Consider the following 24,874-nt stretch of genomic DNA (forward strand, 5'->3'; position numbering starts at 1 on the left):
ACCCTCACAGGAGATGTTGGCGATGACTTCCTATACGATGAATTCGGCAATAATTTGCTCTCCGGCGGCGACGGCAAGGACGAAGTTTTCGGCGGAAACGATGCCGACACCCTCACAGGAGATGTTGGCGATGACTTCCTATACGATGAATTCGGCAATAATTTGCTCTCCGGCGGCGACGGCAATGACTTAGTTTTCGGCGGAAACGGTGCCGACACCCTCACAGGAGATGTTGGCGATGACTTCCTATACGATGAAGAGGGCGATAATTTGCTCTCCGGCGGCGACGGCAAGGACGAAGTTTTCGGCGGAAACGATGCCGACACCCTCACAGGAGATGCCGGCGATGACTCTTTATTTGGGTACGAAGACAACGACTCTATTTCTGGCGGTGACGGCGACGATAGCCTAGAAGGCGGTGAAGATAACGACAGTATCAACGGCGGCCTTGGCAATGACTCACTCTACGGAGATGAGGGCAACGATACCCTAGAAGGCGGTGACGGCGACGATATCCTAGAAGGCGGTGAAGATAACGACAGTATCAACGGCGGCCTTGGCGATGACGAACTCTACGGAGATGACGGTAACGATACCCTAGAAAGCGGTGGCGGTGCCGACTATCTAGTAGCTGGCACCGGCAATGACTTCTACGTGTTAAATGCTACTTCCGCAGGGGGCAGCATCATTGCTGACGACAGCGGCACCGATACTCTAACTTTCAATGATCTCACGCTGGCGATCGACTTTGCCGCCGATACGGCAGGCGTCACGCGGGGCGGCGAATTCGATACCGACTTGCAAATTGACCTCAACAAGGACGGGATTTTTAACGAGACTGACGACTTGTTGATTCTTGACTTCTTCGCTGAACCAAATCTCGAAAAAGGAGATGGTTTTATTGAAACAGTCGGCAATCTCTCAGGGGCAGATATTCTCAAGAGTTTTCCGCTGAAGGCGACTCCTGGAGATGATTCCCTTCCAGGTGGCAGGGGCAATGACAGTATGGACGGATTGGCCGGCAACGATGAGATTGACGGCAATCAAGGCAATGATTCGCTGCTCGGCAACGCTGGCAATGATGTGTTGAACGGCGACGAGCTCATTGTGATTAGTGAGGCGGGCGGTGACTTAATTTTCGGTACGGGGACTGGCAATGACTATCTCGACGGCGGCGATGGCGACGACACCCTCGACGGCGGCAATGGTAACAATACTCTGTTAGGCGCTGTCGGTGATGACATTTTGTTCGGAAACGAAGACAATGATACTCTCGACGGCGGCGATGGCAATGACTATCTCGACGGCGGCAATGGTAACAATACTCTGTTAGGCGCTGCCGGTGATGACATTTTGTGGGGCGGTAAAGGTACTGACATTATCAATGGAGGAGATGGCAATGACTATCTCGACGGCGGCAATGGTAACAATACTCTGTTAGGCGCTGCCGACAATGACTTTTTGTTCGGAAACGAAGACAATGATACTCTCGACGGCGGCGATGGAGATGATTCTCTAGATGGCGGTGAAGGCAATGACAGCATCGTCGGCGGTGCCGGTATCGATACGGTGTCTTATGCTACTCTGCCGAGTCCCGTCAATATCAATCTCGCGGCGGGAAGTTCCACAGCCGAAGGTACTGATACTCTCACCGGTATCGAAGTTATCGTCGGTACAACTTTCGCCGATACTATCACTGGCAGCAGCAACAGCGAAAGCCTCATCGGTAACGGCGGTGCCGACATTCTCACCGGTGGTGGTGGCAACGATACCTTTATCCTCGACCCCGCAACAGCCGCTGGTAGCAAAATTCAAGCAGGTGCCGGCACTGACAGCCTGGTTGTCACGGGTGTTACCGCAGCTTTATTTCTAAGTCCCGATCAAGTTGGAGTCGATCGCAGCGGTACTAGCTTGCTAGTAGACATCAACAAAGACGGTAAAATCAACGCCGCAGATGACATCGAAATTCTCAATTTCTTCGATTCTCCCACCAGCAATCGCCCCGGCAGCGGATTTATCGAAACTGTTGCAGGTTTGTCGGGAAATACTATTCTCGATCGCTTTGTTCCTCCATCTCTACCCCCACTCACAACCACACCCACGCCAACTCCCACACCTCGCGGCCCCCAAATTTTAACACCGGCAATTGGGATTCCGAGTCCGAATACTACCGTTGATTCTACTTTCAGTGGCGGGCCGCTTAGCGATTCGTTCTTCGGAACTCCGCAAGCTGACGCATTGGATGGTTTAGCTGGAGACGATACGATTTTCGGCTTAGATGGTGGTGATAATATCCTTGGCAATGACGGCGAAGATTCGCTATTGGGCAATGCGGGCACCGACTTGATTGATGCTGGAAATGGCAATGATATTGTTTACGGCGGTAAAGCTTCCGATACCATTTTAGGTGGCGGCGGTAATGATTCGCTGTACGCAAATAAAGGCTTGGATGTTGTTTTGGGAGGAGACGGTAACGATATAATTTTTGGTGGAAAGGGCGATGATTCTCTCGGCGGTGATGCTGGAGATGACAGCATTTTCGGTCAGTTAGATAATGATTTCTTGCTCGGCGGCAGCGGTAATGATGTTGTTAGCGGTGACGTTGGGGATGATACTTTAGCAGGTATCGATCCGAGTGCTACTAACCCCGGAGTAGGGGAGTTTGATACTTTGACTGGCGGGGAAGGTAAAGACCGTTTCTTGCTGGGAGATAGTGATAAAATCTACTACTCTGGTGATGGTAATGCTGTGATTAGTGACTTTAAGTCTGCTGAGGATGCGATCGTCCTTTCGGGAATTAAGGGCAATTATTCGCTGTCGGTTTCGGGAAATGCGACTAGCATTTTCCTCAAAAAACCCGGTGAATCCGATGATTTAATTGCCACGGTGCAAGGGGTGATGGATTTGAATCTGGATCAACCTTATTTCACTTTCATTTAGGATTTGAGGGATTTCTTAACCGCAGATGCACGTAGATTAACGCAGATGAATTTTACCAATTTGCGTTGATCTGCGTTTTTTTACCCTTTCCCACTCTATTCAGAGTGCCGTACCCGTCAAAATTTATCCCTTCAAACCGACATCTTGCAGCAATATCAATAAGAGGATTTTTCGTGGGGTCGGGCGGGTTTATAGAACCTATTTGCAAGCTTTAAGGCTGTTGGCGAACCCGCCCCTACGGCTAATTGAGAATGGTGCAAGATATCAGTTCAAACCGATTGAATTCAAGGATGATTTCCTCCTATTCTACGGTTGATATTCCGCAAAAATCTCAATTTTGCCCACAATGTTTTGATTAAATTGAGCCAATTCTTCTGCCGGAATCCAATATTCTTGATGAATCGAACTGCCGACAGTTTGGACGGGATATTTTTTTAAGAATTCTGCCGCAACCCGAAAGCGCGTGACATAGCCGAAATATCCCGATGCTGCATCTCTTGTATTCCAATCTCTCGCGATTTGTATGGCATAGGCTTTGTGAAGTACGGGATAAAAAATAGGCTGAAAAGACAGTCGTGGCGGAAATGCCAGAAAATCGCTTTCTTTAATCAGTTCCATTTCTTTTTTGCCGACGGCTCGGAACAGCGTTACTGTCTCTCGATCTGATATATTGATTTTTTTAAACCAAGCTTTCCAACCGTCCCAATTGTGAACTATTTTAGCCAATTCAGCGTAACCGGCGGCGCGGGGATGGGAAACGTCATTTTCGGTAAGTTCTTTATGCCAAATTTCTGAGTTTTGCAGCGGGGTGCAAACATCTAAATAAGGCACATTTAACTCGTGGCAAACTTGGGAAAACTGTTCGGATAAGTTGGCAATCCGCTTTGTGCGATCGGCATCGATAACTGGCGGTGGCCCTACCATTAATACTGGAAATGTTTCTTTGGCTGACGTGAGAATAGAGCGAGCATTTTCAATTGATTTTTCAACTTCTATGCGATTTTTTTCGTTTTCTCGGTAAGTGTCGTTGACGCCAAAGGAAAATACTATTCTGCCATCGCCGTAGTGAGGTAAGCGGCAAGAAACTTCGTTGAACCAACGAGTTTCTATATCGCCACTGGTTTCTCCCCTTATTCCTAAATTGTAGTAGGTAATATCGTGTCCTTGTCCGCAAGCGGCCGCGCAAATCCGTCCTGTCCAACCGAGACATTTGGGATCGCAAGTACCGTTTACAAAAGAATCGCCGATAAAACAAATACGCATATTATGTATGGGAAGTGGGAATGGAGAATTGTTGACTGTTGACTGTTGACTGTTGACTGTTGATTGTTAACTGTTGACAGTTGACTGTTGACTGTTGACTGTTGACTGTTAACTGATGATTGATGACAACTAACAACTAACAACTGACAACTAACAACTGACAACTGACTGCTAACAACTGACAACTAACAACTGACAACTGCCAACTGCCAACTGCCAACTGACTACTAACAACTGACTTTAATTCTTGCCGATAACGGACAATCCTTCTACAATTAGAGATGGTGTGTGGCAAGAACCGTTCCACTCGGAGTCTCCTCCCAATTCTACTAATTGTTTGAGGACGTTGTAGACATTGCCAGCTACCATTGTGTCTTTGATCCTGCCGACTATTTGACCTTTTTTGACTCGGTAGCCGAGATCGACATTAATTGAAAAATCGCCGGAAATTCCGGCACTGCCGCCAAGCATTTGATCGACTACAATTCCGTCGTCTAATTTAGCGATTAAATCTATTAGCGAAAGCGAACCTGGTTTAATCAAAACATTGAATAAACTCGGCGTGGGATAGCTGCCCAAACCTGGGCGAAATCCGTTGCCGGTGGTGCCACTGCCCAAGGCTCGACCGGTGGTACGATCGGTATAAAATAGCTGCAACACTCCGCTGTTGATAAAGACGATCGCCCGAGTGGGAGTACCTTCGTCATCAAAAGGACAGCTATAGGGCCCGATATCCGGCTGCTGCGAGAGGGTGACAAGCGGCGATGTCACTTGTTGGCCTAATCGATCGTTCCAAGGCGAAGCGCCTTCGAGTACCTGTTTGCCGTTCAACGCGGCACAGACAGTCCCCCACAGCAAGTCGGCAGCTTTGGCTGTAAATAGCACCGGCACGCGGCCCGTGGGGGGGGGTACATTGTCTTTCGCCCATTCCAAACGCTGCAAAACCCGCTTGGCGCTGGTATTTAAGTCGAGGGTGCCGCGTTCGGTTTCGCCTTCCCAAATGTTGAGGAAATCTTCGCCCCGCACTAATTCTGCTGATAAGTAACCGCTGAGGGTGGTGTCGGTGTGACTGGAATCCAAGCCTTTGGTGTTCACCAAGCGGGTGCTCTCGATTTCGCAGTCTAGTTCGGCGGTGCAGAGGCTTTCGGGATAGGCTTCGCGGACGATCGCGATCGCCTCTTTTCCCCAGTTTACTAGCTGTTCGGCCGGCACCGACACTCCGCGATCGGGATAAACAACTTTCTCACCGGTGCCGAGTTCGATGGTTTCCGGTTCGTTGAGTTGCGAAAGCGCGATCGCCCTATCCACCAAAATTTGCAGTTCCACAGGCCCGTAGGCCACCGCCAAACCCGGCCGCCCATCCCGCCACAGCCGCAGTGCAATGCCTTCTGCTTGGGCGGTTTCTAGCTGTTTGAGGCGGTTTGCTTCAAAAAAGACCGGCCGTGAGAGCGATTGCGATTCCAATACCTCAGCAGCTTCTGCACCTGCTTTGGTGGCTAGTTCTAACAGTTGTTCTGCTGATTGGTGATTGGTCATTGTTCTCGGTGGTTGGTAATTAGTCAGTTGGCAGTTGGCAGTTGGCCGTTGTCAGTTGTTAGTTGGCAGTTGGCAGTTGTTAGTTGGCATTAGTCAGTAGTTATTAGTTATAGCCTTTCTCAGTAACATGAGATGTTCGTAGAGCATAGGCCTCGCGGGTCTTGGACTGAAAAGCATACCTCAATTATTTGAGAACCGCTATATGAGTTATTCGTTATTAGTCAATCTATAGCAATCCTGAATCATTTGTAAAAATATGTAGGGGTAGTGCTACCCCTACTCCCCGTGCCTACCCCAGTCAAGGCGGGGCAACCGGGCGTGGGTTTTGCCCCTACAAGAATTACACGAATCATTTAGGATTGCTATAGCTGTTAACGCTAGACTAAATAACGGTAGATTATTAACTGCTACTAAGCTAATACGCATTTAAATTGCATGGGGCAATAAATTTTCCTTATTGTGGGGTGGGCCGAAGAGCCCGCCCTCAACATACAATTTAAATGCACAACAGCTTAACAACTAACAACGGGAGCATCTCACCTTTGCAGCCCTCCGCTAGAAATTGGAGTTTTGAGGCAGGAGGCAGAAGGAAGGAGGCAGAAGGCAGGAGGCAGAAGGAAAGAGGCAGAAGAAGTATTTTTACAAATATGAGATGCTCCCCTAACAACTGACTACTAACAACTGACTACTAACAACTGACTACTAACAACTGACTACTAACAACTAACAACTGACTAATGACTAATGACTAATGACTAATGACTAATGACTAATGACTAATGACTAAATAGTTAGTTCGTGCAGCAGCCAAAATCCTGCAAAAGATTCCGATTCGGGATTCGACTGAATTGCTAAGAAATGTACTTTTTTTGCTTGGTTTTTCGCGGCTTCAAATCCTTTCGCTTCTCTCTCAGTTGCTGCGTCTCTGAGATTAGCTAAAATCCAGCGATCGTTAGCTCCGGTATCTAATACCAGCCTAGCGGGTGGGCCGCTCTCAAATTTCAGAAAAGCCAACTCCAAACCCGACATCCAACCGGCCAGGGCGTTTGCTCTCGACGAGTAGATAATTAGTCCCGGAATTTGCGTTTCTGGGGCGAGGCGTGTCATCGGAAGTCCGAAAGCTTCGCCAAATCCGATATCCCACTCGGACATTTCGTCAAAAGCTGCGATCGGCAAACTCACAAACGCCCATTTTTCACCGATTAAAGCATCCGGCAGCGCAACAGGCGTTTCGGGTATAAATTGAACACTCGGGTTCACAACCGGTTGATAGCCCGGTTCGGCGGGATAAACGTCTTGCATCCGTTCTTCCAGCCACAGGCTGAGGGCAAGGGTGCGGCGGCTGCAGGCGGCGGGAATGTCCAAATCCTCGCAGGCTTTGGTAATCATGTTCGCCATTTGGCGGCGGAAAAAGCGGATTTTTTCAGGTCGTTTCGGTGCTGCGGCGATCGCCTCTTTAATTGCACCCGCCAGCCACAGGGAATTTACGGTAGAACTGGAGCAGAATTGCGAGTAGCGAAACAGAGAGTCGGCCTTGTCCCCTACATTCAGCGGGCTTTCGCAGATCAACACTTCCCATTTTTTTTTCTCTCGCTCGTCTATGATTGGACGGCTGTAAAAGTCGAGTTCCCAAATAGTAGCCATGCCGCGCTGTTAAAAATTAATCCTTTCTCATGTTACCGGACAGCGGGCAAGTTTCTGATTCTGACAAGATAAGGCTGATTTTCACTTTCAAGGGCGATCGCACTTTCCCAAAGATTGTGGCTTTCCCTTGCAGCTTCCCGTGTAATTTTTTGCAGCAGTGCACAACCGGAAGCATTAGCAACTCTTCGGAGAACTGTCGCGGAGCAATCTCAACACGCGATCGTTTGTTAAACTTGTGCAAGCCAGGGAAAACAAACAGTATAGCTTGATTTCATGAGACAAATCATTCTCGAAAAGATTGTTTCTACCTTACAACCTTTAGATTTTGTTCTCGCTTTGTGGCAAGGAGGTTCCGCAGCCCACGGATACACCGACGAGTGGTCCGACCTGGATATTGCGGTTGTGGTTGAAGATAACTGCGTGGAAGAAACATTTGAGATTGTTGAAAAAGCCCTCGCAGAAATTGCTGAAATCGAACTCAAATATCGAGTTCCCGAACCCGCTTGGCACGGTCAATCGCAGTGCTTCTGGCGGCTGAAAGAAACCCCGCCCTTCTTGCTAATTGATTTCGCTGTTTTTCGGCGCAGCAGCCGCAACGATTTTCTGGAAATAGAGAGACACGGGAAAGTGCCGATCGCCTTTGACAAAGCTAATCTAATTGTACCGCATCCTTTGGATAAAAACCATCATTTATCCCAAATGCAAACCCGATTCAACGACCTTAAAATCCGTTTCGATTTGCTGCAACCTCTGGTAAAAAAAGAGATTTATCGCGGACATTTAGTAGATGCGATCGGCAACTATCACAATTGGACGCTTCTACCCTTAGTCGAACTGTTGGGCATGATTTACCGTCCCCACAGATACGACTTTGAACTAAAATATTTTAGCCGAGATTTTCCGCGCGAAATAGTCGATCGCGTCGCCCCGCTTTTCTGCATTGCCAACCTTGAAGATTTGGCAGTAAAACAGCAAATAGCTGAGGCTTTTTTTGCCGAAACTTTACCCCTTGCACAAGCTAAGTTTTCCTCTGACAATGCCCTAACACTACCGCCATAGGCTTAAAGTTTCGTACCGAAAGCGATTAATATAGTATTATCAACTTATATCTTGCACCATTCTCAATTAGCCTTTTAGGAACAGGCTTTCCGGCCTGTTCCACAATAAAATCTACTCTTTGTGGAACGGGCATCTTGCCCGTTCTTGAGAAAGGTGCAAGATGTGAGCTCAACTTTAAAGATTAACATCCCATGACAAAACTCAGCGTCAACATCAACAGAATCGCCCTCCTCAGAAACTCTCGAAACATCGGCATTCCCAGCGTTACCGAAGCCGCAAAAACAGTAATTGCTGCCGGAGCTCATGGCGTTACAGTCCATCCCCGCCCCGACGAAAGGCATATCAAAGCCGCCGATGTTTACGAATTAGCCAAAATGCTAACCGTTGAGTTCAACATCGAAGGAAATCCGTTTCAGCCGCCATTTATGGATATAGTTTGCGACGTAAAACCGGCTCAGTGTACCTTGGTGCCGGACGCTCCCGACGTGCTAACATCCGATAGCGGTTGGAATATTCCCGAAAATCGCGATCGGCTCTTACCAATCATTCAAAAATTAAAAGACAACGGCATCAGAGTCAGCTTGTTTATGGATGCAGATGCTGCTCTCATGCCGCTAGCAAAAGAAGTTGGAGCAGACAGAGTAGAACTGTACACGGAACCCTACGCAACTGCTTTTCGCGAAGGTAGAGTTGAATCTGTTTTTCAACAATATGTCTTAGCAGCTAAAGCAGCTCAATCAGAAGGTTTAGGGGTGAATGCCGGACATGATTTAAATTTGCAAAACTTAGCTAAATTTTGCTCGATTCCTGATATACTAGAAGTATCGATTGGTCATGCTTTAATTGCGGAAGCGCTAGAAATGGGCTTGTCCAACACAGTACAAGCTTACCTAAAAATCCTGGCTGGTTCGTAGTACAAATTAACCTAGTGTGGTAGGGCGGATTTGGCAGTGATAAACTCGTTTTTGTCAGAGATAATAGCTAAATCCGCCCTCCAAACATACAGTATCAAAACTTATGCAAAAAATGGTTGGACAGGCTACGAATATGGTAAGGTGCGGTCTGTATCGTCCTACATAATTAGGCGATCGTCAATCGATTTTAGATTTTAGATTTTAGATTTTAGATTAAAGAATTGAAGCATTGACCCCACGGATAAATACGTTCGGCAAGTTTCATCGGATACAGGTTTTTTATTTCTCGACGGATGAATCACGTGGCGGGTATCCTGGATGCTTTCGGTAAAGAATGAAGTAACACTAGGGGCCGTAACCCCGTGGGGTGCTAGCCGTGTTCTAGTAGCAACGCTCCTCCCAGAGCCAAGACACCGCGTTTTTTGGGTGTGGGCATTTTTTTGAGCAAGTTCCTCGGAAAAAGATTTAATTTTCCTAGACTAAATTAGTAAGATTCTGTGATGAGATTATGCGTAAGGAGTATCATTAAAATGTCCCGACAAACTGAGGCTACTACTTAGCTCCCGCACTGCCAATTTGCTACCAGCAGATTTTGTGCAAGTACGGGATATTTACGTGTATCCTATATCCTCCTGTAGCCTCTGTGCGATCGCCAGATTTAATCCGGTGAAAACAGGCAAACACAAGTAACCATATACAATTCCTTACCCCCCTCGGAAGTGCGACATGAAAAAACTAATTTTACTGACTGGAATGCTACTCATGATGACGGCAAAATCAGTATTTGCCAGCCCAGTAGCCCCCAAAATTGCACCGAGCGAGCTCATGGCTGCCTCGGAAATTACAGAAACCCTTAACAAACCCGTTACCTCTGAATCAATTCCCAACCTCGAACCGATCGAGCGAATGTCAACCTCGGAAATCCGAGAAACCATCAACCAACCCACCACCTATATTTTTGAAGGCATCAAAGGGCGAGAACTCACTCTCTCCCTGTGGGCGGGACAACTGACAGCCCAACTGTACAGTCCCAATGGTGAAAATATGGGGGTTATTGAAAAAGCAGACAATCAGTGGATTGGCCAGTTGCCAGAGTCAGGCATCTACCGCGTGCGAGTTACCCCGAAAGGTGAAACCACCAGCTTCGTACTCGGACGCGACTTTAACGCCAAGTGGACTTATAGGCCCGATCGCGCAATTCCCATAGCATTCAAGGAAAAACAAGCCACAATCAAACTCAAAATGTCCGGCTACCAAATCCAGCCCATCACGGTTCAAGGCCAGCAGGGGCAGACAATTAGGGTGACAGCTAGCAACAAAAATCTAGATCTGGCGATCGAATCTCCGTCGGGACAACTCCTGGATCAAGGCGAAGGTCAAACTTTTGCTCAACTCCCGGAATCCGGCACTTACCGGGTAATCGTAGTTGCCAAGAGGCCGGTCAAGTCCTCAATCCGAGTTTCTGTGCAATAGCAAAGATTGCACAAATACTGTCGGGCGATCGAATTTGCGCCGCCCAAAAAACAGCTCGCCAATTGGGCGAGCTGTTTTTTATGTAAAATCAACCTTGGATCAGCGCTTCAAAACGTTCTTGTTTCCAAATGCAGCTTAAATCCGAGTCAGCTAAAGCTAGCTCTCGGTATAAATTAGGGATAAACTCAACAGCCCGCTGCAAATTGTCAAGGGCCAAATCAGCAAATCCCAATAGCGCATAACAGCAAGCTTTATTGTAAAAAGCGTTAGCAAAATCAGGATTTATTTCTAAGACTGTTTCGTAGCAAGCAATCGCCTCAGAGTAGCAGCCTTTTCGCGCCAATTCCACACCCCGGTTGTACCAAATTAAATAATCTTCAAAGGGACGCTCAGATGTGGGAGTAAACTTGCCATTTCTCTGATTTAAACCTACTAATTTCTCCAAAGCAACTCTCCGTTCGCCCACAGCATCGGCTCTGCCCGGTTGTAGAGCGATTGATCGGCTAAAACTAGCCACTGCTTGTTTGTAAAGTCCCATAGAGTTCGCAGCTATACCGCGATTGTACCAAGCCTTCGCGTCATCAGGCTTAAACTCGATCGCCCGGTCAAAACTGTTGAGCGCCTGATAGTAAAGCTTGAGTTCCAACAGGGCATTACCTCGGTTGTACCATGCCCAAGCAGCCTCCGGGTGCAAATTTAAACAGCGATCGAAACTCAGAACCGCCTTGTGGTACAGCCCCATATCGATCAGCGTCAGTCCCCGGTTGTGCCAAATACTCGCCGCGCACGGACTGAACTCCAGAGCCCGGTCAAAACTGTTGAGAGCGTCCAACCAGCGGCCCAACTTTCCTAAAGCAATAGCCCGGTTGTGCCAGCCAAAGCTCGCATTCGGCTCCACCGCCAAGGCCTCATCAAAACTCTTCAGCGCCTCTAAGTGCCGTTCTAATTTCCCCAGAGCCATACCTCGGCCGAACCAAGCCTTATAATGATCTGATTGCAACTTCAAAGCTCTGTTAAAGTTCGCCAGGGCACCATGATCGTCGTTAGCTTCGAGGTGGCGCGAACCCAGATGGTAATACCAAGCCGCTTCCAAGTTTTGAATTAAGTTCATAATATTTTGTATCTATCTTAGGGATGATTCTACATGAAACCATACCTGGAATAAAACTGTAATTCCACTAAAAATCTGAAAAATTTGATACAGGGCGATCCCCGTACACAGAGCCAGTAACAACCTCAACAATTTGGGGTCGAAACTAACTATTTTCCTCTCGTAAAAAGCTCTTTTAGCTAACCGCACTCATCGTTTTTTAGAGATGCTGCGAATCTGAACTCTATGTGAATCGCGCAACTCTTACCGCATCCCGAATTAAGTTTGCAGTTACACAAAGAGTCCTAGGGCGCCCCAAGTCTAACTGCAAATCTGCTAGTGCTAATAGCTTCTACTTCTGCTTGCCCAATTCAAGCAACCACAACCGCTGTTTTAGCATTCTCACTCAACATCAACTGGCCTGTTGCATCAATACTAAAATCTTTCCCCAGCAGAAAACCCTTGCCCATCAACCGCTGGCAAACAACCAGCGCAGTAATCCGGCGAATTTCTTCCATCACGTCAGCAGGAATCAAATAACTCAAACTCCAGATTACGGACTCGCAGTCATACCAAATCAAACGCTCAATACTGACAATCATCAAAGCAGCTACACTGTCAACAGACAGCCGCCCTCTGAGATCCGCAATCAAATCCTTACCAATTAAGCTATTGCGAGTCATCATCGCTCTAGCCATCTTCCCAATTTCTTGTTCGAGTTCTAAATGATTCATGCTTGGCACTGGCTTTTATGTTTTTAAAGCACTACTAAAAGTAAAAACAGTAGCCGCTACCAGGCTCTGCCCTAGCGTAGCTGACGCAGGCTCTACCGTAACTCCTTTTAACAAAGTATACCTAAAGAAGGATCAAAAATGTATCTAAAGGCAGATACAAAAATATTATTTTTTTGACATAAATTGGTAAACCAATCCCAACAAGAGTTTTTACGAGCCAATTGAGTATTTATACTTGCTAGGGCCGGGAGTAAAGTCGATCGATTTTAGATTTTAGATTTTAGATTTTAGATTGGTAAATTCGATACATACTTAATAAAGTAGTTACTTCGGAGAAAAAACAGCAATGGCTGCAAACCAGGCAGACATCGATATTGCCCCCTTGATCGACTACGGCCTGATCGACCCCACCGCCACGCCAGAGCAAGTAGAACACTGTTGCCAACAAGCAGAGAGATTTGGCTTTGTCACAGTTTGCGTGTATCCCGCCTACGTCAGACAAGCAGTTGAGCTGCTGCACGGCAAACGTCCCAAAGTCTGTACAGTTATAGGTTTTCCCACCGGTGCTTCGACTTCAACGGTGAAAGTTTACGAAGCTCTAGAAGCAGCAGATAATGGAGCCGTAGAGTTAGATGTCTCCGTTAACTTAGGATTGTTGAAAGCTGGAAGAATCGACGAATTCCACCGGGAATTAGCCCAAATTTGCGAAGAAACCAATCTCACCATTAAAGCAATTATCGAAAGTTCGCTCCTTTCCGATGCCGAAAAACAATTAGCGGCTGAGATTTGTATGGAAGCCGGTGCCGCCTACATCAAAACCAACACTGGCTTTTTTGGCCCGGCGAAAGTTGACGATGTGCGACTGCTGAAAGAAGTTACGAAGGGACGGATTGGGATTAAAGCGGCCGGCGGAATTCGTACTCACGAACAAGCTCTAGATTTGGTATTAGCTGGGGCCACTCGTTTGGGGACTTCTCGCGGCCCGGAATTACTCCGCCAGCGGGATAATTTAGATAAAAGTCATTAGTCATTAGTCATTAGTCATTAGTCATTAGTTATTAGTTATTAGTTATTAGCAATGGCTAATTTAACTGGTTCCAAGGCTCTGCCTGGGAACCCATATTTAGAGGCTCTGCCTCGGCTGGGATTAGGAGGCAGAGCCTCGGGATCTGCGTTACCAGGCTCTGCCTGGTAACGAGTATCTAATAAAAGTTCTGCGTCGCGGACTGTTTTTGCTACTGTCCTTGTAAATCTAAAATCTAAAATCTAAAATCTAAAATCGAGTGACTCGAACTTACAAAGCAACTGGAATCAATCTTAAGAGTGCACCCATCGGCGAATCCGATCGACTGCTGACAGTTTTGACGCGGGAATTCGGCTTAATTCGAGCCGTAGCACCGGGTGTTCGCAAACAACGATCGACCATCGGCGGCAGAAGCGAATTATTTGTTGTCAACGAATTGCTAATTGCCAAAGGCCGATCGCTCGACAAAATTACCCAAGCCGACACGGTACAATCCCATCCGGGTTTGAGCCGCAACCTCGGAAAACTCTCAGCGGCGCAATATCTGGCGGAATTGGCGATCGCCAGCGCCCTTTCCGATGAGCCCCAAGAAGAACTCTTTTGGTTGCTGGGCGAACATTTGAGCCGTTTGGAGCGTTTGTCCGATCGCACAGAAATCCAATCCGCCGCCGTACTTATCGCCCACCTCGCCCACGGCATTTTTCACTTGCTAGCCTTAGCCGGTCTCGCGCCGCAAGTCCAAGTTTGCTGCGCCACCAGAGGGCCGCTCATCCCAAATTTCAACGATCCGAACTGGCAAACCGGGTTTAGTATACCCTCTGGGGGAACCTTTAGCTTGTCCGAACTAGCTAACCTAGAGGCAGAACTCTCTTCACAAACCGGTAGCTTGTCGAGCTCCGCCTCCCGTTCCCGGCAAACGAATGGCAGCAAACACTTGACAAATTTCGAGATTAATGCTAAGGAATTAGCAGCGTTGCAACAGTTGGCTAGTCCAGAACTAGGAGAGGGGATTGCCGATCGAACAACTTGGGTATCTGTCGAAAATATTTTGCGACAATATGCCCAGTATCATTTAGGTTGCACGATTCGATCGGGAAGCTCGATCGACACCTACTTAGAGAGTTTTGAGTTTTAAATTTTGAGTGTGGATTTAAATCGGTGAAGGGGCGATCGAACATCGCACCCCCAGCCTGCGGATACCCGAACCTGCCGGCCATTTCAGGTAAATTCTCAAGGTTGTTGCGACATCAGATAATAGATAGAGAAAAAGTTACGAGATTATTAATAAACTTAGGGGTTAACCCCTCAATTTGAAATCCCCATCCCCCCAACCTCCACCATCCCAGGCGAGCTACCCCAAATCCTATGATGCGACTGTCCGATTCTGATTTGACAATATCTGTTTTAGCTGTGACCCACCACAAAATGGAAGAACGAGAAAATTTTCCTGATTTTCGCTCCGAGCCGGTCTTGGCCGATCGACAATGGAGCAACGTCCCAGACCCAGAAATGGATAAATACCCCACAACTCCAGCACCAGACTGGAACAACGGCAATAGCCCACAGCCCGAAGCAATCCCCCCGGTTCCCACACCAGAGCCAGCAGCAGAACTCTCCGAAGCAGTAGCCGAAATTCCCGAAAAACAAACGGGATTTCTGCCAGTGCTCAAAAACCCCAATTTTCTAGCATTGTGGAGTGGGCAAGTTTTTTCCCAACTAGCAGATAAAGTTTATCTCGTACTGACGATCGCCCTCGTGGCCAGCCGCTTTCAAGCGCCAGATCAAACCATCAGCAGGTGGGTATCGGCAATCATGATCGCCTTTACCATTCCCGCAGTGCTGTTCGGGGCCGCCGCAGGCGTGTATGTCGATAGGTGGTCGAAAAAAGCAGTGCTGGTCGCCACAAACCTGCTGCGGGGGGCCTTCGTTTTAACCTTGCCCGTGCTGCTGTGGCTCTCTGACGGGTGGGAACTCGGTCAACTGCCACTCGGATTCTGCTTGCTGCTGCTAGTGACATTCCTAGTCTCGACTCTAACTCAATTTTTCGCCCCAGCAGAACAGTCAGTGATTCCCCTAATTGTGGAACGCCGCCACCTGCTATCGGCAAACTCCCTCTACACCACAACCATGATGGGTTCGGTGATTATTGGCTTCGCAGTCGGAGAACCCTTACTAGCTTTAGCCGACACCCTATTTTCCAACCTCGGCGGCGGACTCGGCATCGGCAAAGAATTAGTAGTAGGGGGAAGTTACGCCTTCGCCGGAGTGCTCTTGCTGTCGATGCAAACAGGCGAAAAAAACGAAGTCGAACACGAACCGCCACACCCCCTAGCAGATTTGCGAGATGGGCTGCGTTACATCAACGATCAACCGAAAGTCCGCAATGCTTTAATTCAACTAATTATTCTCTTTTCCATTTTTGCAGCCTTGGCAGTTCTAGCAGTTCGGCTGGCAGAAATCCTCCCCGGTATGAAAGCGTCGCAATTTGGCTTTTTGCTGGCGGCGGTGGGCGTAGGTATGGCTGGTGGGGCGGCGACAGTCGGCTATCTCGGCCATAAATTTTCTCACTCCCAACTGAGTTTAATCGGATCTGTTGGCATGGCACTTGCTCTGATGGGCCTTTCTGCGTTTACAGACCATTTGTGGCTGTCGGTGCTGTTCATTACCCTGTTGGGTTTATTTGCCTCATTGGTGGGAGTGCCGATGCAGACTACAATTCAAGCAGAAACCCCAGAAGAAATGCGGGGAAAAGTCTTCGGGCTGCAAAACAATGCCACTAATATCGCTTTGAGTTTACCGTTGGCTTTGGCCGGGGTAGCCGAAACATTTCTGGGTTTGCCGACAGTATTTTTGGCTTTAGCAGGATTAGCGATGGCCGGGGGTGTCTTAACCTGGTATATTTTCCGTAGCAGTAATAGCAAAGTCGATCGAATCTAAAAAATAACAAACTCTGATTTACTGGAATGCACATCGCTTGGCTAGGAAAAAAATCACCTTTTTGCGGTAACGTCACTTACTCCAGGGAAGTCACCAACGCACTATTAGACCGGGGATACCAGGTTAGTTTTCTGCACTTTGCCCAAGAAGCGGGCCCACTGGACAGGAACAATACGGCGTGGAACATGGCAAATGGTTCATGGGGAAAGGGAATTGCTCAAACCTCATATACCAATTCGCTTTCGTCCGCGAGTTGCAACGAAGTCTCTTTACCCTGTCACTACAAATCGCAAATTTATACGATTCCCACTCTCAAGTCCCGCACAGTGCTGATGAAATCTCTGCGGCGGCTCAAACCCGATGTGGTTCACGCTTCCCTGACGCTTTCGCCCCTAGACTTTCTGCTGCCGGAAATTTGTCAAGAATTGAATTTGCCTCTGGTGGCGACTTTTCACCCCCCGTTCGATCGCAAATTGCGGAATTTGACATCGGGAACCCAACACCTGATGTATCAACTGTACGCTCCGTTTTTGGCGAACTACGACTCGACGATCGTTTTTTCTCAGATTCAGCGGGATATATTGGTGAAGTTGGGAGTGCCACAGGAACGGGTGGCTGTGATTCCCAACGGTGTGGATGCTGTTAAATATTCTCCAGGGCCTTCGGGGTTGAAGTCGGAATTAAAGGCCGATCGAGTTTTTGTTTACCAAGGCCGCATTGCCCAGGAGAAAAATGTCGAGTCGATGCTCAAGGCCTGGAAACACTGTAATTTTGGCCCTGGGAACGTATTGGCGATCGTAGGCGACGGGCCCCTAGCCGCCTCGCTGCAACTGTTTTACGGCGAAGATGATGGCATTGTGTGGCTCGGATTTGTTGCCGAGGAGGAACGCCGGATCGAAATTCTGCGGGGTGCTGACGTATTTATTTTGCCTTCTTTGGTGGAGGGACTGTCGCTATCGCTGCTGGAAGCGATGGCCTGCGGTTTGGCTTGTTTGGCCACCGATGCCGGTGCTGACGGCGAGGCCTTGGAGGAAGGCGCGGGGATAGTTTTGAACACTCAGCGGGTGCGGAGTCAGTTGCAAACCTTGCTGCCGCTGTTTTGCGATCATCCTGAGTTGGGAATGCTGCTTGGTCAAAAAGCACGGCAACGGGCGATGGAGCGATACACTCTCAGTCAGAATATTACTGAGTTGGAAAAGCTTTATGCAGAGGTTTTGCAAAAGCAGCGCGTACTAATTCGCGGTTTAGCATAATTCAGCAGGAAGAAGGAACTCCGAACCCGTTGAAATTAATCCGTGTATTCGTGTCAAAATCCGTCTCGTGCCTTCCTTCTTCCTTTGCAAATGACTTATAGAAATCCCGCTCCTACTGTTGATATTATCATCGAGTTAGCCGATCGCCCCCATCGCCCGATCATACTCATCGAACGCCGCAATATTCCCTACGGCTGGGCAATTCCCGGCGGCTTTGTCGATTACGGGGAATCGGTAGAAACGGCGGCCAAACGCGAAGCTTTAGAAGAAACGAGTTTGAATGTAGAATTAATTGAGCAATTTTACGTTTATTCTGACCCTGATCGCGACGCCCGCAAACACACTATCAGTATTGTATTCTTGGCTTCTGCAACGGGCGAACCTCAAGCGGCGGACGATGCTAAAAATTTACAGATTTTTGAATCTTGGCAGATTCCTCGTGAATTGTGTTTCGATCACGATCGCATTTTACGAGATTATTGGCGTTACCGTCATTATGGATTGCGGCCGCGTTTGTAGGAGGGGAGTTTTTGTTTCGTTCATCTCACATCTTGCACTAATGTCAGGAACAGGCAAGATGCCTGTTCCACAAAAAAAACTCAATGTTATTGCACTAATGTCAGGAACAGGCAAGATGCCTGTTCCACAAAAAAACTCAATTGTTATTGTGGAACGGGCGTCTCGCCCGTCAGGAACAGGCAAGATGCCTGTTCCACAAAAAAACTCAATTGTTATTGTGGAACGGGCGTCTCGCCCGTCAGGAACAGGCAAGATGCCTGTTCCACAAAAAAACTCAATTGTTATTGTGGAACGGGCTTCTAGCCCGTCAGGAACAGGCAAGATGCCTGTTCCACAAAAAAAAACTCAATGTTATTGTGGAACGGGCGTCTCGCCCGTCAGGAACAGGCAAGATGCCTGTTCCACAAAAAAATTCAATGTTATTGTGGAACGGGCGTCTCGCCCGTCAGGAACAGGCAAGATGCCTGTTCCACAAAAAAATTCAATGTTATTGTGGAACGGGCGTCTCGCCCGTCAGGAACAGGCAAGATGCCTGTTCCACAAAAAAATTCAATCTTCTTGTGGAACGGGCTTCTAGCCCGTTCTTGAGAATGGTGTAACATCTGAGTTCATTAAACTAAATTCTATGGCAAGCTTGACAATATTAGGCGGAGGTGCTTGGGGTTCTGCCTTGGCAAATCTGGGAGGCAAAAAAGGATCTCGAGTTAATTTGTGGTCGCGCAGCAGTTCTGTTAATCTAGAATCAGTTATAACAGGTGCGGATGTTGTTGTTTCGGCAGTTTCGATGAAAGGAGTTGGAGCAACGGTCGATCGACTTTTGGCTTTAGAGTTAAGTCCCAGTACAATTATAGTTACTGTCACCAAAGGTTTAGACCCCGCGAGCACGCGCACTCCGTCTCAAATTTGGCAAAATGCGTTTCCTAATAATTCAATAGTCGTACTTTCGGGCCCTAATCTTTCCGAGGAAATTCAGCAAGGATTGCCGGCTGCAACGGTTGCGGCGAGTTTAGATTTAGCTGCGGCCAAGCAAGTGCAAAATATTTACAGTTCCGATATTTTCCGGGTTTATGTGAATGAAGACCCGCTGGGGACTGAGTTAGGGGGAACTTTGAAAAATGTGTTTGCGATCGCCGCTGGTGTTTGCGACGGTTTACAATTAGGAACTAATGCTAAATCTGCTTTGCTAACTCGCGCTTTGCCGGAAATGATTCGGGTGGGAGTTCGTTTGGGAGCTCGCGCAGAAACTTTTTACGGTTTGTCGGGTTTGGGAGATTTGCTGGCTACTTGCAACAGTCCTTTATCGCGCAATTATCGGGTTGGTTTCGGATTGGCTGAAGGCAAATCATTAGAGCAAATTTTGCACGAATTGCAGAGCACTGCTGAGGGAGTCAATACTACTAATGTGTTGATTGATTTGGCTACTCAACGCGACATTGAAGTGCCTGTTTCTCGTCAAGTTTATCGCTTATTAAATGGTGAAATTACTCCTGAACAAGCCGTTTTATCCTTAATGGAACGAGCTTTAAAACCGGAGATTTTATAACCTGTACGGCTAGATAGGTAAGGACTTATACCAATTTTTTATGAGGTTGCATAGAATCCGATCCCCCCTAGCCAAGAGGGCGGGCACGGGGGCACCGCCCCTACTAAGGGGGGGACAAGATTCTTCTCAAAGTCAACCCCTACTCCCCAACAATCAGGGGGATTTAGGGGGATCGAGATATGTGCAACTTCACCTTAAATTGGTATTAAGCAAAGCTTAAGTCCCTACCCGTAGCTGAAGTTTCAAGGATTTGCCTCACCAGTTGCTAGTTATGAGTTAAGAGTTGTAAGCGACATTGGTTGAGCGGTCAAATTGATGTTTTGAGCGCTCGGTAGAGAGAGTTTAAGGAATGGAAGATGAGTCGTGCATCCAAAACTCTTTAACTCATAGCTGCTACTTAACTCATAACTCATAACTTGCAGGGCGAGTTGCACCAGCTTTACATCTTGCCGTGCTGCATTACCTGTTGAAGGTGCTGCCGAATTTCCTGCGCGTGCTCCATGTCAGCTTGCTGCAATTTTTGAAACAGTTCAGCACAAGGCTGAGAACCGGTTTCTTGAGCATCTTTCATGTAAGTATCGTAGGCTTTCAAAGCTTCAGACTTGTTTTGCAAAACTGTTAACAAATCATACTCGAGGTTGCTGATGACGCTATTTCCGTTAGTGCTCATAAACTGACCTTCTGCTAGGATTTGTTCCAAGTTTCACCGATCTGGGGATGACTGTTCATCTATCTAGAAGGGTAGATAATTCTACTTTCCACCGTAATAAAACGCAACTTCTTTATCTTTCAGCGGTGCGAAGTCAGCAGCAACTAGCATTTTATCGAGCTCGTTTTGAGGCAGATGTTTGACACCAATTCGGACAATGCGCGATCGCATGGTATTTGACACGCCACTGCGCTGTCTGCCGGCTTCTAATCCCATTACTTGCTGGTACAGGTCTAATTTTGCTTGCGGAATCGGAGTACCGTCAAAGTCGATTCCAGAGGCGATCGCAACATCGATCGCATCTGCACCAGTTGTAGATTGAGCCGCTGAGTTTGTTTCTGAAGACATTGTGCAAATAAAATAAAAAGGACGATCGTCATTAAAAGTAGTTTAGTCCTAAAAGTGCCAAAAGTGAAATAAACTAAACATATTCGATTAAGGACTATTTGACTGAGATATTACACCAATGTCAGCAACAGGCAAGATGCCTGTTCCACAAGAAAATTCATTCTTTGTGGAACAGGCATCTTGCCTGTTCAGAAAATGCTTATGGAAATTGGTGCAAGATATCAGTTTAACACAAGGGCGATCGCACTTAGCATTTCTTCAAACAACGGATTGCCAAAACTCATCAATTGCAGTGAAGCATTTTCCTCAAAGGTATCCGGGTAAAATGTGAGACAATAATCGCGACTTTTATAGTTAAGCTGCCAAGTGCGATTTTCAGAGCGATCGAATTTAGCGCCAATGTGTTTTAAAATCAAAGAATTGACAAACAAATTTTCGAGGGTTTCAGGAAACAGAGAAGTCGGCGGCAGAGGTTGACGGATTTCTTGCAAGTCTGATTCTACATCCATCGCTACCATTTCATCGAGGGCAGGGCCGCGAGGCGGCGCGTCTAAACTTCGATCGAACTCTCCCAACAAAACGCCCTCTTCTTCGGGATCTGCACTCATCACAGCCTTTTCGATGAAAGTGGGAACTGTTGCGAGAATCGGTTGCAAATTGCCGACAACGGTTTGAAAAGCATCAATGCGATCGCGCAATTTCTTGTAAACCTTCGCCTCTACCGTTCCGTCATAGTAAAAATTGTGTATTCTGACTGTATCATAAATCTGTCCGATGCGATCGAGTCTGCCGATGCGTTGTTCGACTCGCATGGGATTCCAAGGCATATCGTAGTTAATTAAAACGCCACAAGTTTGCAAATTTAGCCCTTCTGATGCGGATTCGGTACAAAGTAAAATTTTGATGATTCCTTCTCGGAATTTGGTTTTGATTTGTTCTTTCGGAAAAGTTCGCCATTCTCCATTTTGATACAATTCTCCGCCCCGCCCGGAATAGCAAGCAATCTGAGCACCATATAATTGTTGTAAAGCAGTTCTGAGATAGTCCATCGTGTCGGTGTACTGCGTGAAGACGATCGCACTTTCGCGCTGGATTAGTTCTTGACGCAAAATTGTGATAAAATGCGAAAGCTTGCTATCTTCGCCTGTATTCTCGAATTGATAAAGTAAATCTTCTAAATATTTAATCTCTTCAGGATCGGCTGGTTCAAAATAAGATTCCATTCCTTCCAGAATCACATCATCCGCCTCATCTAAATCGTGAAAATCATCCTCAGTAATGCTAATTCCTTCGAGGCGGCGCTGTAAGGATTCGCGAATCGCATAAAACGAACTTGTCAGGCGTTTGCGGTAAAGAGTCATCAAAAATCCTAACGCTTTGCGGTTGTCTTTTTGCGCTAGATTGTAAAAGTGGCGCACGTAATTGCTGACGGCGAGATAAAGCGGCACTTCGCGGTTATTTTCTAAAGTGATGGCATTGTCTCTGACTGCGCGGTGGGGAATATCCCGATCCAATAATCCCCGCTGATAGTATTGGCGCAAGGTGTCGCGGGTGTGGCGGAACATCAAATCTTTGAGGGGAGTATTAACTGTCAAATATTGGCGGGAAGCGGCGATAAAATCCGTGTCTTCAGCAACTTGTTTTGGGTTGACTCGCTGGTTTTTTTCCCAGACATCTCTCAGTTTATAATATAACAATCGATCGCACTTTTGGAGATATTGCTGCAACCGAACACAGGGCGAACCGCCTTGCTGGAAGTAATCCACAGACATCAGTTGCCAAAAATTCAAGGTTTGGCGATCGGGCTTTTCCGACAATGTGCTAAAATAATTGCAGAAATTCTCACCATAAGACCAATGTCCTCCGAGTCCGAGAAGGTGCAATAAATCGAAAACTTCGATCGCGTCAATCTGCATCGGCGTGGCGGATAATAATAAGAGCGATCGGGTTTTTTCTTTCAATTGCTGCATTAACTGTAACAACCGATTCGGAGTTTCCTTGCGGTTTTGCGGGCTTTGGCGGCGGGCGTGATGCGCTTCATCCAGAATCACCAAATCCCACGGTTGCGCGTCTAAAAGCTGTTTTGTACGATCGCTCCGACGGACTAAATGAGATGATGCTAAAATGAGATTTTGGGAATTCCAAATATTCTCTTCCCCTGACTGACTCCTCTCCCCATACGCATTTTTTAATTCACCTTTGCTATAACTCCAAAAGTGCAAGTTAAATTTTTCGCGCAATTCCTCGTGCCATTGCGGCTGAATGCTGGCTGGTGCTAAAATTAACACGCGCTTAACTTTTTGGCTGACGAGTAAGTAACGCAGAATTAACCCAGTTTCGATGGTTTTTCCCAATCCGACTTCATCTGCAATTAAGAAACTTTTCGGAAAATTTGCCGCAACTCTACGCAATATCTTAATCTGATGCGGCCAAGGTTTGATCGGAATAGATTTCAAACAATAATCGAGACAAGTTGGTGAAGCGTACAAATTGAGAAGCGGTTCAAATTTAGCACGATCTGCGGATAATTCAGGGCAGGGCGGGCACGGGGGCACCGCCCCTACGGAAGGTTTTGTAGGGGCGGTGCCCCCGTGCCCGCCCATCCCCCCGTGCCCGCCCATCCCCCCGTGCCCGCCCATCCCCCCGTGCCCGCCCATCCCCCCGTGCCCGCCCGTGCCCCCGTGCCCGCCCATCCCCCCGTGCCCGCCCGTGCCCCCGTGCCCGCCCATCCCCCCGTGGTTGCCCCGAAACAGCCCTGCCGTTGGGGGTAGGGGGGCGTTGAATTCTGACTCCCGATTCCACACAGGTTTACTACTGGGCGCGTATTGTAGCAGCTTATTTTTCACCGCTTCCGGCACTTCAAAAACGCGCACATTCGGCGATAAATTGTTCCACAACTGTTCAAATCGAAAAATCTCTTCAGAAACTCGTTCTGCATCTCTGCCGCCTTCCCAAGCACAATAAACGTGGAAAGATTCAACGTTGCTTTCCCAGCCGCTGAGAGATTCGTTATTGGAACCGCTAAAGGCTAATTGTGCGCCGTTACAGTCGGTAAAAATGCCGACTTTTTCGTGAAAAATATGCTGGCGATCGAGTAAACTTTCAGTATCTATTGGTAAGCCGTTAGATTTGAGGGGAACGGCGATTTTAATATCGAGATAACTGTTTTGAATCAGCCAACTGAGGATTTCAAAATGTTTGAGTTGGGCGAAAGTTTTGGGCGGCTGTAAATCGCTATCGAGGCGGATGGTAACTGCATCTCGGAGGGCGTAACCTTGTTGGATAGCTTGCAAGTCTTGCGGGCTGAATTGACAGCCCATGATTAACCGCATCCGCCCTTGATTGTGCAGCATGGCGCCCAATCCCTGCGCTACTTTACTGAGGATGGCGCTGTTGAAAAAGCCGGATTTGCGATCGTACTGTAGAGCACATTCTAGCGCGGGAATGTAGAAATCCGCGATCGGGTTATTTTCATTGCTAGAATAGCTGATGCGCCAGGGATAATCTGTTAAATTCATGTTATTAGTTATTTGTTATGTGCCAGAATCCTCGATCCCCGTAAATCCCCCTTAAGAAGGGGGCGGGCACGGGGGCACCGCCCCTACAGAATTAAACTCTTGTCCCCCCCTTCTTAAGGGGGGCTAGGGGGGATCTCTTCTCGATTTGATGGTTGCTAAAATCCGCTTGTTGTATCTTAAAAGAGGGTACATTGCGATTTATCGTTGGGTGGGGGCGGGTTTACGAGATTATTGGTCTTAGGCACAGATTTTCTGTAAAACCCGCCCCTACGAAATCGCAAACTATACAATAACTAATCAACCGAATTTGATATAACGTCATGTCCGCTCGATCCGCGATTTTCGTAGGGGCGGGTTCACAAACAATACC

Annotated in this window: 19 protein-coding genes; 11 read left to right on the top strand and 8 right to left on the bottom strand. The window is 47.5% G+C overall.

From position 1 onward, the window contains the following. The coding region (locus QT992_RS10670) for a calcium-binding protein (RefSeq protein WP_333376957.1) at positions 1 to 2,940 on the top strand (2,940 nt) is incomplete at its 5' end. A 306-nt stretch (positions 2,941 to 3,246) separates the two neighbouring features. On the opposite strand, the gene QT992_RS10675 is transcribed toward QT992_RS10670, so the two are convergent. The 3 genes from QT992_RS10675 to QT992_RS10685 form a co-directional block, all read right to left on the bottom strand. Further along, on the bottom strand, positions 3,247 to 4,203 hold the full coding sequence (locus QT992_RS10675; RefSeq protein ID WP_333338120.1) for a GDSL-type esterase/lipase family protein: 957 nt from the start codon (positions 4,201 to 4,203) through the stop codon (positions 3,247 to 3,249). Between the two features lie 240 nt (positions 4,204 to 4,443). Beyond that, positions 4,444 to 5,739 (bottom strand): TldD/PmbA family protein, encoded by a 1,296-nt coding sequence (locus QT992_RS10680; protein WP_333319134.1) that lies wholly within the window; start codon positions 5,737 to 5,739, stop codon positions 4,444 to 4,446. A gap of 783 nt (positions 5,740 to 6,522) precedes the next feature. Next, the gene (locus QT992_RS10685; protein ID WP_333319132.1) at positions 6,523 to 7,383 is read right to left on the bottom strand and encodes a Tab2/Atab2 family RNA-binding protein; all 861 of its coding nucleotides are present in this window, start codon (positions 7,381 to 7,383) and stop codon (positions 6,523 to 6,525) included. Between the two features lie 273 nt (positions 7,384 to 7,656). On the opposite strand from QT992_RS10685, the gene QT992_RS10690 reads away from it, so the two are divergent. The 3 genes from QT992_RS10690 (at position 7,657) to QT992_RS10700 (ending at position 10,829) form a co-directional block, all read left to right on the top strand. Next, the gene (locus QT992_RS10690; RefSeq protein WP_333338123.1) at positions 7,657 to 8,442 is read left to right on the top strand and encodes a nucleotidyltransferase domain-containing protein; all 786 of its coding nucleotides are present in this window, start codon (positions 7,657 to 7,659) and stop codon (positions 8,440 to 8,442) included. A 191-nt stretch (positions 8,443 to 8,633) separates the two neighbouring features. After that, positions 8,634 to 9,356 (top strand): pyridoxine 5'-phosphate synthase, encoded by a 723-nt coding sequence (locus tag QT992_RS10695; RefSeq protein ID WP_333319129.1) that lies wholly within the window; start codon positions 8,634 to 8,636, stop codon positions 9,354 to 9,356. Between the two features lie 726 nt (positions 9,357 to 10,082). Next, a complete protein-coding gene (locus tag QT992_RS10700) occupies positions 10,083 to 10,829 on the top strand; it encodes a hypothetical protein (protein WP_333319127.1) in 747 nt (248 codons plus the stop codon). A gap of 88 nt (positions 10,830 to 10,917) precedes the next feature. Here the strand turns inward: QT992_RS10700 and QT992_RS10705 are convergent, their stop codons facing one another. Further along, a complete protein-coding gene (locus QT992_RS10705; RefSeq protein ID WP_333376959.1) occupies positions 10,918 to 11,940 on the bottom strand; it encodes a tetratricopeptide repeat protein in 1,023 nt (340 codons plus the stop codon). A gap of 350 nt (positions 11,941 to 12,290) precedes the next feature. Next, positions 12,291 to 12,653, bottom strand: a complete 363-nt coding sequence (locus tag QT992_RS10710; protein WP_333290215.1) for a hypothetical protein — start codon at positions 12,651 to 12,653, stop codon at positions 12,291 to 12,293. A 346-nt stretch (positions 12,654 to 12,999) separates the two neighbouring features. Here QT992_RS10710 and deoC point away from each other — a divergent pair, with 346 nt between their 5' ends. From deoC to QT992_RS10745, 7 genes are all read left to right on the top strand, one after another. Next, positions 13,000 to 13,680 carry a deoxyribose-phosphate aldolase gene (gene deoC / locus QT992_RS10715; RefSeq protein ID WP_333319123.1) on the top strand — a complete coding sequence of 227 codons (681 nt, stop codon included), beginning with the start codon at positions 13,000 to 13,002 and terminating at the stop codon, positions 13,678 to 13,680. A gap of 256 nt (positions 13,681 to 13,936) precedes the next feature. Next, a complete protein-coding gene (recO, locus tag QT992_RS10720) occupies positions 13,937 to 14,812 on the top strand; it encodes a DNA repair protein RecO (RefSeq protein WP_333376962.1) in 876 nt (291 codons plus the stop codon). A gap of 230 nt (positions 14,813 to 15,042) precedes the next feature. Further along, the gene (locus tag QT992_RS10725) at positions 15,043 to 16,614 is read left to right on the top strand and encodes an MFS transporter (protein WP_333338136.1); all 1,572 of its coding nucleotides are present in this window, start codon (positions 15,043 to 15,045) and stop codon (positions 16,612 to 16,614) included. A 26-nt stretch (positions 16,615 to 16,640) separates the two neighbouring features. Next, positions 16,641 to 17,867, top strand: a complete 1,227-nt coding sequence (locus tag QT992_RS10730) for a glycosyltransferase family 4 protein (protein ID WP_333376964.1) — start codon at positions 16,641 to 16,643, stop codon at positions 17,865 to 17,867. A 90-nt stretch (positions 17,868 to 17,957) separates the two neighbouring features. Next, positions 17,958 to 18,386: an NUDIX hydrolase gene (locus QT992_RS10735; protein ID WP_333376966.1), complete on the top strand. Its 429-nt coding sequence runs from the start codon at positions 17,958 to 17,960 to the stop codon at positions 18,384 to 18,386. A 58-nt stretch (positions 18,387 to 18,444) separates the two neighbouring features. Continuing rightward, positions 18,445 to 18,963 carry a hypothetical protein gene (locus QT992_RS10740; protein WP_333376968.1) on the top strand — a complete coding sequence of 173 codons (519 nt, stop codon included), beginning with the start codon at positions 18,445 to 18,447 and terminating at the stop codon, positions 18,961 to 18,963. A 48-nt stretch (positions 18,964 to 19,011) separates the two neighbouring features. Next, the gene (locus QT992_RS10745) at positions 19,012 to 19,929 is read left to right on the top strand and encodes an NAD(P)H-dependent glycerol-3-phosphate dehydrogenase (protein ID WP_333342994.1); all 918 of its coding nucleotides are present in this window, start codon (positions 19,012 to 19,014) and stop codon (positions 19,927 to 19,929) included. A gap of 439 nt (positions 19,930 to 20,368) precedes the next feature. Here QT992_RS10745 and QT992_RS10750 read toward each other — a convergent pair whose 3' ends face one another. The 3 genes from QT992_RS10750 to QT992_RS10760 all read right to left on the bottom strand — a co-directional run bounded on the left by QT992_RS10750 (position 20,369) and on the right by QT992_RS10760 (position 24,504). After that, positions 20,369 to 20,599 carry a hypothetical protein gene (locus QT992_RS10750; protein WP_333300966.1) on the bottom strand — a complete coding sequence of 77 codons (231 nt, stop codon included), beginning with the start codon at positions 20,597 to 20,599 and terminating at the stop codon, positions 20,369 to 20,371. An 81-nt stretch (positions 20,600 to 20,680) separates the two neighbouring features. Continuing rightward, positions 20,681 to 20,986 (bottom strand): small RNA NsiR4-regulated ssr1528 family protein, encoded by a 306-nt coding sequence (locus tag QT992_RS10755; RefSeq protein ID WP_190744918.1) that lies wholly within the window; start codon positions 20,984 to 20,986, stop codon positions 20,681 to 20,683. 221 nt (positions 20,987 to 21,207) lie between these two features. Next, positions 21,208 to 24,504 carry an SNF2-related protein gene (locus QT992_RS10760; protein ID WP_333376970.1) on the bottom strand — a complete coding sequence of 1,099 codons (3,297 nt, stop codon included), beginning with the start codon at positions 24,502 to 24,504 and terminating at the stop codon, positions 21,208 to 21,210. Positions 24,505 to 24,874: the final 370 nt, after the last annotated feature.

The sequence above is a fragment of the Microcoleus sp. T3_D1 genome (assembly GCF_036700405.1).
Taxonomy (GTDB): Bacteria; Cyanobacteriota; Cyanobacteriia; order Cyanobacteriales; family Microcoleaceae; genus Microcoleus.